Origin of the sequence: Streptomyces sp. FH025 (assembly GCF_017427025.1) — a bacterium.
Classification (GTDB): Bacteria; Actinomycetota; Actinomycetes; order Streptomycetales; family Streptomycetaceae; genus Kitasatospora.
This window is the reverse complement of sequence record NZ_JAFLNG010000264.1, coordinates 1-9,748: the sequence shown is the minus strand read 5'-3', so window position 1 is coordinate 9,748 and position 9,748 is coordinate 1. Positions and strand designations below refer to the sequence as shown.

Genomic DNA, 9,748 nt, shown 5'->3' with positions numbered 1-9,748 from the left:
CGACATCGGCACCCGCTTCTTCCTGGCCCACCTGCCGACCCCCGCCCCCGGCGACCGGGTGGTCGACCTCGGCTGCGGCAACGGCGTGGTCGGTACGGCCGCCGCGCTGGCCGGGCCGGGCGCCGAGCTGGTGTTCGTGGACGAGTCGCACCAGGCGGTGGCCTCCGCCGAGGAGACCTTCCGCACCAACCTGGGCCCGGACGCCCCGGCCGAGTTCCTGACCGCCGACGCGCTCGCCCCGGAGGTGTTCGCCCCGGGCTCGGTGGACCTGGTGCTCAACAACCCGCCGTTCCACTCCCACCAGGCCACCACCGACGCCACCGCCTGGCGGATGTTCACCGGCGCCCGGCGGGCGCTGCGGCCCGGCGGCGAGCTCTGGGTGGTCGGCAACCGCCACCTGGGCTACCACGTCAAGCTGCGCCGCCTCTTCGGCAACTGCCAACTCGTCGCCGGGAACCCCAAGTTCGTGGTGCTGCGGGCGGTCAAGCGCTGATCCGCCCCGGAGGCGCCTCCAAGGCCTCACTCGCAACTCCTTGCATGAATTTTCCGTCACGCGTATATTCATGCCACGACTAAGGAGGAACGTCATGGCTTTGCGAGTCGCCGTCGCAGGCGCGAGCGGGTACGCGGGCGGTGAGGTGCTGCGCCTGCTGCTCGGCCACCCGGAGGTGGAGATCGGGGCGCTGACCGGCGGCTCGAACGCGGGCACCAGACTGGGCGCGCTGCAGCCGCACCTGCTCCCGCTCGCCGACCGCGTCCTCGAACCCACCACCCCCGAGGTGCTGGCCGGCCACGACGTGGTGTTCCTCGCGCTGCCGCACGGCCAGTCCGCCGCCGTCGCCGAGGCCCTCGGCCAGGACGTCCTGGTGGTCGACTGCGGCGCCGACTTCCGGCTCAGGGCCGCCGCCGACTGGGAGCAGTTCTACGGCTCCGCGCACGCCGGCACCTGGCCCTACGGCCTGCCCGAACTCCCCGGCCACCGCGCCGCGCTGAAGGGCAGCAACCGGATCGCCGTCCCCGGCTGCTATCCGACGGCCGTCTCCCTGGCGCTCTTCCCGGCGTACGCGGCCGGGCTCGCCGAGCCGGAGGCCGTGGTGGTCGCCGCCTCCGGCACCTCCGGCGCCGGCAAGGCCGCCAAGCCCCACCTGCTGGGCAGCGAGGTCATGGGCAACGTCAGCGCGTACGGCGTCGGCGGCGTGCACCGGCACACCCCGGAGATGGTGCAGAACCTCACCCCGGTCGCGGGCGAGCCGGTGACCGTCTCCTTCACGCCCACCCTCGTCCCGATGCCGCGCGGCATCCTCGCCACCTGCTCCGCCAAGGCCAAGCCGGGCGTGACCGCCGAGAGCCTGCGCGCCGCCTACGCCGACGCGTTCGCGGACGAGCCGTTCGTCCACCTGCTGCCCGAGGGGCAGTGGCCGCAGACCAGCAGCGTCTACGGCGCCAACACCGCCCTGGTCCAGGTCGCCCTGGACGCGGCCGCCGGGCGGATCATCGCGATCAGCGCGATCGACAACCTGGTCAAGGGCACCGCGGGCGGCGCGGTGCAGAGCATGAACATCGCCCTGGGCCTGCCCGAGGAGCTGGGCCTTCCCGTGAACGGAGTCGCACCGTGACCAATCCGAAGATCGGCGTGACCGCCGCTCAGGGCTTCCGGGCCGCCGGAGTGACCGCCGGCATCAAGGCCTCCGGCACCCCGGACCTCGCCCTGGTGGTCAACGACGGCCCCTCGCTCGCCGCGGCCGGCGTCTTCACCGCCAACCGGGTCAAGGCCGCGCCGGTGCTCTGGTCCGAGCAGGTCCTCAAGGGCGGCCAGGTCTCCGCCGTCGTCCTCAACTCCGGTGGCGCCAACGCCTGCACCGGCCCGCTCGGCTTCCAGGACACCCACGCCACCGCGGAGAAGGTCGCCGAGGAGCTGAAGCTCAACGCCGGCGAGGTCGCCGTCGCCTCCACCGGCCTGATCGGGGTCCGGCTGCCGATGGACATCCTGCTGCCCGGCGTCGCCCTGGCCGCCGGGGAGCTCAGCGAGACCGGCGGCGAGGCCGCCGCGATCGCCATCAAGACCACCGACACCGTGCACAAGACCGCCCAGGTCACCAGCCCGGCCGGCTGGACGGTCGGCGGCATGGCCAAGGGCGCGGGCATGCTCGCCCCGAGCCTGGCCACCATGCTGGTCGTCCTCACCACCGACGCCGACGTGGACGCCGCCGGCCTGGACGCCGCGCTGCGCGGCGCCACCCGCACCACCTTCGACCGGATCGACTCCGACGGCTGCATGTCGACCAACGACACCGTGCTGCTGCTCGCCTCCGGCGCCACCGGTATCACCCCGGACCGGGCCGAGTTCGCCGAGGCCGTCCGCGCCGTGAGCGCCGACCTCGCCCGCCAGCTGATCGGCGACGCCGAGGGCGCCAGCAAGGACATCCGGATCGACGTCACCGGCGCCGCCACCGAGGACGAGGCCGTCGAGGTCGCCCGCACGATCAGCCGCAACAACCTGCTCAAGTGCGCCATCCACGGCGAGGACCCCAACTGGGGCCGGGTGCTGGCCGCGATCGGCACCACCGCCGCGGCCTTCGACCCGAACGCGCTCGACGTGGCCATCAACGGCGTCTGGGTCTGCAAGGACGGCGGCGTGGGCGAGGACCGCGAGCTGGTGGACATGAGCGGCCGTGAGGTCGTCATCACCGCGAACCTCAACGCCGGTACGGCGAGCGCCTCGCTGTGGACCAACGACCTCACCGCCGACTACGTCCACGAGAACAGCGCCTACTCCACCTGAGTTCGCCCGATCGGGTGACACCCGATCCGCTGGTCCGCGACATCCTCCCCCAGCCTCCGGCCGGGGGAGGGACCCCATCGACGAGGGAAACCCGTGCAGATCGCACCCAAGGGCGAACAGGCCCGCAACAACACCGCGTTGCCCAAGGCCATGACGCTGATCGAGGCGCTGCCGTGGCTGGAGCGCTTCCACGGCAAGACCGTCGTGATCAAGTTCGGCGGCAACGCCATGGTGGACGAGAGCCTCAAGGCGGCCTTCGCCCAGGACGTCGTCTTCCTCCGCTACGCCGGACTCCACCCCGTCGTGGTGCACGGCGGCGGCCCGCAGATCAGCGCCCAGCTGGACCGCCTCGGCCTGGAGTCCAACTTCACCAACGGCCTGCGGGTCACCACCCCCGAGACCATGGACGTGGTCCGGATGGTGCTGGCCGGCCAGGTGCAGCGCGAACTGGTCGGCCTGCTCAACGAGCACGGCCCCTTCGCCGTCGGCATGACCGGCGAGGACGCGCACACCATGACGGCCGTCAAGCGCTACGCGGTGGTGGACGGCGAGCAGGTCGACATCGGCCTGGTCGGGGACATCGTCAACATCGAGGCCGGCGCGGTCAAGGCGCTGATCGCCGACGGTCGCATCCCGGTGATCTCCTCGATCGCCCGCGGTGCCGACGGCCACGTCTACAACATCAACGCCGACACCGCCGCCTCCGCCCTCGCGGTCGCGCTCGGCGCCGAGATGCTGGTGGTGCTGACCGACGTCGAGGGCCTCTACAAGGACTGGCCGAACTCCGACGACGTGATCAGCCAGCTCGCCGCGAGTGAGCTGGAGGAGCTGCTGCCGGACCTGGCCTCCGGCATGCTCCCCAAGATGGAGGGCTGCCTGCGCGCCGTCCGCTCCGGCGTGGGCACCGCCCGCGTCCTGGACGGCCGGGTCCAGCACAGCCTGCTGCTGGAGATCTTCACCGACGAGGGCATCGGCACGATGGTCGTGCCGGACGACGAGACGACCGTGACCGGGGGACTGGCATGACGCACAACGAGCAGCTCACCGACCGGTGGCAGCACACCTTCACCGACAACTACGGCACCCCCCGCATCCCGCTGGTGCGGGGCGAGGGCGCCAAGCTGTGGGACGCGGACGGCAAGGAGTACACCGACCTGCTGGGCGGCATCGCCGTCAACGCCCTCGGCACCGCCCACCCGGCGGTGGTCGAGGCGGTCAGCCGGCAGATCGCCACCCTCGGCCACGTCTCCAACCTCTTCATGGCCGAGCCGACCATCGCCCTCGCCGAGCGGCTGCTGAAGCTGGACGGCCGGGAGGGCGGCCGGGTGTTCTTCTGCAACTCCGGCGCCGAGGCCAACGAGGCCGCGTTCAAGATCAGCCGGCGCACCGGCCGCACCCACCTGGTCGCCCTGGAGGGCGGCTTCCACGGCCGGACCATGGGCGCCCTCGCGCTCACCGGCCAGCCGGCCAAGCAGGACCCGTTCCGCCCGCTGCCCGGCGACGTCACCCACGTCCCGTTCGGCGACGTCGAGGCGCTGCGCGCGGCCGTCACCACCGAGACCGCCGCCGTCTTCCTGGAGCCGGTCCAGGGCGAGAACGGCGCGATCCCGCTGCCCGACGGCTACCTCCGGGCGGCCCGCGAGATCACCCGGGCCACCGGCACCCTGCTGGTCCTGGACGAGATCCAGACCGGCATCGGCCGCACCGGCCACTGGTTCGCCCACCAGGCCTTCGACGGCATCGAGCCGGACGTGGTCACCCTCGCCAAGGCGCTCGGCGGCGGCCTGCCGATGGGCGCGGTGCTGGCCTTCGGCGAGGCGGCCGAGCTGCTCACCCCGGGCCAGCACGGCACCACCTTCGGCGGCAACCCGGTGGCCGCCGCGGCCGGGCTCGCGGTGCTGGACACCATCGAGTCCGAGGGCCTGCTGGAGCACGCCCGCAAGCTGGGGGAGCGGCTGCGGCACGGTGTGGAGGCGATCGGCGACCCGCTGGTCTCGCACGTGCGCGGGGCCGGGCTGCTGCTCGGCATCGTGCTCACCGCGCCGGTCTCGGCGAAGATCCAGGCCGCCGCGCAGGAGGCGGGCTTCCTGGTCAACGCCGCCGTTCCGGACGCCGTACGGCTGGCTCCGCCGCTGGTGCTGACCGAGCAGGAGGCGGACGCCTTCCTCGCCGCGCTGCCGGGCATCCTCCGGACGGTGCGCGAGAGCGCCCCGGGCGATGCGAGTTGACGGTTGTCCGGGAGAATAATCACATGACCGTTTCCCACTCCGGCCCCTCCGCCACCGGCCCGACGCCGCAGGTCCCCCAGACCCGCACCGCGCGCCACCGGCGGATCGTGGACCTGCTCACCCGCCAGCCGGTGCGTTCGCAGAGCCAGCTCGCCAAGCTGCTCGCCGACGACGGACTCGTGGTCACCCAGGCCACCCTCTCCCGGGACCTGGACGAGCTGGGCGCGGTCAAGATCCGCAACCGGGACGGCGCGCTGATCTACGCCGTCCCGGCCGAGGGCGGTGACCGTACGCCGCGCGCGCCGATGGGGGAGTCGGCCAGCGAGGGCCGGATGGCCCGGCTGGCCGGCGAGCTCATGGTCTCCGCGACGGCCTCCGGCAACCTGGTGGTGCTGCGCACCCCGCCCGGGGCCGCGCAGTTCCTGGCCTCGGCGATCGACCAGGCCGAGGTGTTCGAGATCATCGGCACCATCGCCGGCGACGACACCGTGCTGCTGATCAGTCGCGACCCGGCCGGCGGCCAGGCGCTCGCCGACCACCTCATGCAACTCGCCCAGGCCAAGGCGCAGTAGCCCGCAGCAGCAGCGCGTACGACCCCGACGAACCCCGGCCGGTGGAGCTTCCACCGGCCGGGGTTTGTGTTTCATACGGCGTCGTGCATAATTATGCCCATCGCCGCAAACCTGTACGACCCCGTACGCGGAGCTGAAAGGAGAAAGCCGTGACCGAGCGCGTCATACTCGCCTACTCGGGAGGACTCGACACGTCCGTCTGCATCGGCTGGATCGCCGAGGAGACCGGCGCGGAGGTCATCGCCGTCGCCGTCGACGTCGGCCAGGGCGGCGAGGACCTCGACGTCATCCGTCAGCGCGCACTGGACTGCGGCGCCGTCGAGGCCGAGGTCGCCGACGCCCGGGACGAGTTCGCCGAGGAGTACTGCCTCCCCGCGATCAAGGCCAACGCGCTCTACCAGGGCCAGTACCCGCTGGTCTCCGCGCTCTCCCGGCCGGTCATCGTCAAGCACCTCGCCGCCGCCGCGAAGAAGCACGGCGCCACCACCGTCGCGCACGGCTGCACCGGCAAGGGCAACGACCAGGTCCGCTTCGAGGTCGGCATCAACTCCCTGGCCCCGGGCCTGAAGTGCATCGCCCCGGTGCGGGACTACGCGATGACCCGGGACAAGGCGATCGCCTTCGCCGAGGCCAAGGGCCTGCCGATCGCCACCACGAAGAAGTCCCCGTACTCGATCGACCAGAACGTCTTCGGCCGGGCCGTCGAGACCGGCTTCCTGGAGGACATCTGGAACGCCCCGATCGAGGACGTCTACGAGTACACCCAGGACCCGGCCGCCCCGCGCGAGGCCGACCGGGTGGTCATCACCTTCGACGCCGGCGTCCCGGTCGCCATCGACGGACGGAAGGTCACCGTCCTGGAGGCCGTCGAGGAGCTGAACCGGCGGGCCGGCGCCCAGGGCATCGGCCGGCTCGACATGGTCGAGGACCGGCTGGTCGGCATCAAGTCCCGGGAGATCTACGAGGCCCCCGGCGCGATCGCCCTGATCACCGCCCACCAGGCGCTGGAGAACGTCACCGTCGAGCGCGAACTCGCCCGGTACAAGCGGCAGGTGGAGCAGCGCTGGGCCGAACTCGTCTACGACGGCCTGTGGTTCTCCCCGCTCAAGCGCGCGCTGGACGGCTTCGTCGACGAGGCCAACCGGTACGTCTCCGGCGAGATCCGGATGGTGCTGCACGGCGGCCGGGCCGTGGTCGACGGCCGCAGGTCCGAGCAGTCGCTGTACGACTTCAACCTCGCCACCTACGACACCGGCGACACCTTCGACCAGTCGATGTCCAAGGGCTTCATCGAGATCTTCGGGATGTCCTCGAAGCTCGCCGCCCGCCGCGACCTCGCCTGACCGCCCGACCCCCCCTCCAACTCCCCTCCCGTACCCAGCACAAGGAGCCACGCGATGTCCGCCGAGCAGTCCTCCGACGTCCGCCTCTGGGGCGCGCGCTTCGCCGACGGCCCGTCCGAGGCGCTGGCCAAGCTCTCCGCTTCGGTCCACTTCGACTGGCGCCTCGCGCCCTACGACATCGCCGGCTCCAAGGCGCACGCCCGGGTGCTGCACAAGGCCGGCCTGCTGTCCGACGAGGAGCTGACCGCCATGCTGGCCGGCCTCGACCGGCTGCTCGCCGACGTCGAGGCGGGCACCTTCACCGGCACCGTCGCCGACGAGGACGTGCACACCGCCCTGGAGCGCGGCCTGCTGGAGCGCCTCGGCGCGGAACTCGGCGGAAAGCTGCGGGCCGGGCGCTCGCGCAACGACCAGATCGCCACCCTGTTCCGGATGTACCTGCGGGACCACGCGAAGATCATCGGCGGCCTGGTGCTCGACCTCCAGCACGCCCTGGTCGGCCTCGCCGAGGCGCACCCGGACACCGCGATGCCGGGCCGCACCCACCTCCAGCACGCCCAGCCGGTGCTCTTCGCCCACCACGTCCTCGCCCACGTGCAGGCCCTCGGCCGGGACGCCGAGCGGCTGCGCCAGTGGGACGCCCGCACCGCCGTGTCGCCGTACGGCTCCGGCGCGCTGGCCGGCTCCTCGCTCGGCCTCGACCCGCAGGCCGTCGCCGCCGAGCTCGGCTTCGAGGGCGGCTCGGTCGGCAACTCCATCGACGGCACGGCCTCGCGCGACTTCGTCGCCGAGTTCGCCTTCGTCACCGCGATGATCGGCATCAACCTCTCCCGGATCGCGGAGGAGGTGATCATCTGGAACACCAAGGAGTTCGGCTTCATCACGCTGCACGACGCCTTCTCCACCGGCTCCTCGATCATGCCGCAGAAGAAGAACCCGGACATCGCCGAGCTGGCCCGGGGCAAGTCCGGCCGGCTGATCGGCAACCTGACCGGCCTGCTGGCCACCCTCAAGGCGCTGCCGCTCGCCTACAACCGGGACCTCCAGGAGGACAAGGAGCCGGTCTTCGACTCCTGCGACACGCTGGAGGTGCTGCTGCCCGCGTTCACCGGGATGATGGCCACCCTCACCGTGCACCGGGAGCGGCTGGAGGAGCTGGCCCCGGCCGGCTTCTCGCTCGCCACCGACATCGCCGAGTGGCTGGTCAAGCAGGGCGTGCCGTTCCGGGTCGCGCACGAGGTGGCCGGAGCCTGCGTCAAGGTCTGCGAGGCCGAGGGCATCGAGCTGTCCGACCTGACGGACGCGCAGTTCGCCTCGATCTCCGAGCACCTGACCCCCGAGGTCCGGTCGGTGCTCAGCGTGCACGGCGCCGTCGCCTCCCGCAACGGGCGCGGCGGCACCGCCCCCTCGGCCGTCGCGGTCCAGCTCGCCGAGGTCAAGGCGGACCTGGCGCGGCAGCAGGAGTGGGCCCAGGGCTGATCCCCGGCCCCGCGGGGGAGGGGCGCGCCGGTCCGACCGGTGCGCCCCTCCCGCGTACGCGCCCCGACCGGGGCGTAACCGGCCCCGCCCGGGCCCGTCATGCACGGTGTGTGCACCCCCCTCTCACCCGTCCCCTCCGCCGAGGACGTCTACCTCGCCGAACACCGCCGCCGAGTGGTCCGTGAGACCGTCGCCGCGCTGCCCGGTCGCTGTCCGCAACTGATCGCCGCCCTCGCCGAGGATCCGCCGCCCACCTACCGAGAGCTCTCCGAGCGCCTCGGCATGCCGCGCGGCTCGATCGGCCCCACCCGCTCCCGCTGCCTGGCCTGCCTGCGGCTGCTCCTCCACGGGGAGCGCTACCCGTGACACCCGGTGACCGACCCCTCCCCGCCCGGGCGTGACTCTCGCCACGTCCGCCTCCCTGGAGGTTGAGAGAAGCTGACACCCGGGTAGAGCGCTGGCGAACATAGCTCTTGACGGTGGCGCGATCACTCGGATACTGAGCGTGAGCGCGCCACCCTCTGCGCGCCGGGCACGACGACTGGGGAGGCCCCTCCACATGGGCATGAGCGTGATCATCTCGGCCGCGGCGGCCGAGGACGCGGAGCAGATCCTCAAGCTCCAGTACCTGGGCTACCAGCCCGAGGCGGAGCTGTACGGCGACTGGGCGATCGAGCCCCTGACGCAGAGCCTGGAGAGCCTGCGCGCCGAACTGACCGAACAGCACGTCCTGGTCGCCCGGCTGGGCGACGAGGTGGTCGGCGCCGTCCGCGGCCACGTCGACGACGACGGCATCGGCCGGATAGGGCGTCTGGTGGTCCACCCCCGGATGCAACGGCACGGCCTGGGCGGCAGGCTGCTGGACGCCCTGGAGCGCCGGCTGGCCGAGGACGGCCGCCCGGTGTCCGCCTACCGCCTGTTCACCGGCCACCGCAGTCTGGGCAACCTGCGCCTGTACGCCCGCCAGGGCTACCGGCAGACCGGCGTCGAGCAGATCAGCAGCCGGCTGAGCTTCGTCCACCTGGAGAAGTCCGCCGAGACCCCGCTGGCCGCGACCGCCTGAGCCCCCGCCCGTACCGGCCCCGTACCGGGCCCCTCGGCGCCGCCACCATTCGGACGACCGGTGGCGGCGCCGAGTCGTATCACCGCTGGTGGCCGACGGGGCTGTCCGCAATGCGGACAGCCCTTCGAAACAATTGGGCGCAGCCCGGCGGATCTGTTTTACTGGCTCACATGACTTCGACGACCAACTGGACCCCCACCGGCACGCTGCCGGCAGGTGAGCGTGCCATGTGCCGTCGAATGTGTCACTGCTGAGGGCCATCGCCCCCGGCACCCCGTCGA

10 protein-coding genes are annotated in these 9,748 nt (G+C 72.4%); all 10 read left to right on the top strand.

Annotation, left to right across the window (positions count from 1 at the left end):
* On the top strand, positions 1-493 hold a 493-nt coding region (locus J0670_RS19515), incomplete at its 5' end, for a class I SAM-dependent methyltransferase (protein ID WP_207812911.1).
* Positions 494-587: 94 nt separating this feature from the next.
* Complete coding sequence (gene argC / locus J0670_RS19510; protein ID WP_207812910.1) at positions 588-1,616, top strand: N-acetyl-gamma-glutamyl-phosphate reductase; 1,029 nt, start codon at positions 588-590, stop codon at positions 1,614-1,616.
* An 11-nt stretch (positions 1,617-1,627) separates the two neighbouring features.
* Positions 1,628-2,782, top strand: coding sequence for a bifunctional glutamate N-acetyltransferase/amino-acid acetyltransferase ArgJ (argJ, locus tag J0670_RS19505; protein ID WP_207812913.1), 1,155 nt, complete (start codon positions 1,628-1,630; stop codon positions 2,780-2,782).
* Between the two features lie 150 nt (positions 2,783-2,932).
* Positions 2,933-3,808, top strand: a complete 876-nt coding sequence (argB, locus tag J0670_RS19500; RefSeq protein ID WP_207812912.1) for an acetylglutamate kinase — start codon at positions 2,933-2,935, stop codon at positions 3,806-3,808.
* Positions 3,805-5,010 (top strand): acetylornithine transaminase, encoded by a 1,206-nt coding sequence (locus J0670_RS19495; protein WP_207812909.1) that lies wholly within the window; start codon positions 3,805-3,807, stop codon positions 5,008-5,010. The genes argB and J0670_RS19495 overlap by 4 nt, the downstream gene beginning before the upstream one ends.
* A gap of 23 nt (positions 5,011-5,033) precedes the next feature.
* Positions 5,034-5,582, top strand: a complete 549-nt coding sequence (locus tag J0670_RS19490; RefSeq protein WP_196946836.1) for an arginine repressor — start codon at positions 5,034-5,036, stop codon at positions 5,580-5,582.
* A gap of 149 nt (positions 5,583-5,731) precedes the next feature.
* The gene (locus tag J0670_RS19485) at positions 5,732-6,925 is read left to right on the top strand and encodes an argininosuccinate synthase (protein ID WP_207812908.1); all 1,194 of its coding nucleotides are present in this window, start codon (positions 5,732-5,734) and stop codon (positions 6,923-6,925) included.
* Positions 6,926-6,979: 54 nt separating this feature from the next.
* Positions 6,980-8,404 carry an argininosuccinate lyase gene (gene argH / locus J0670_RS19480; RefSeq protein ID WP_207812907.1) on the top strand — a complete coding sequence of 475 codons (1,425 nt, stop codon included), beginning with the start codon at positions 6,980-6,982 and terminating at the stop codon, positions 8,402-8,404.
* Positions 8,405-8,512: 108 nt separating this feature from the next.
* Complete coding sequence (locus J0670_RS19475; protein WP_207812906.1) at positions 8,513-8,770, top strand: sigma-70 family RNA polymerase sigma factor; 258 nt, start codon at positions 8,513-8,515, stop codon at positions 8,768-8,770.
* Positions 8,771-8,963: 193 nt separating this feature from the next.
* Positions 8,964-9,467, top strand: coding sequence for a GNAT family N-acetyltransferase (locus J0670_RS19470; protein ID WP_207812905.1), 504 nt, complete (start codon positions 8,964-8,966; stop codon positions 9,465-9,467).
* The last annotated feature ends 281 nt before the right edge of the window (positions 9,468-9,748 follow it).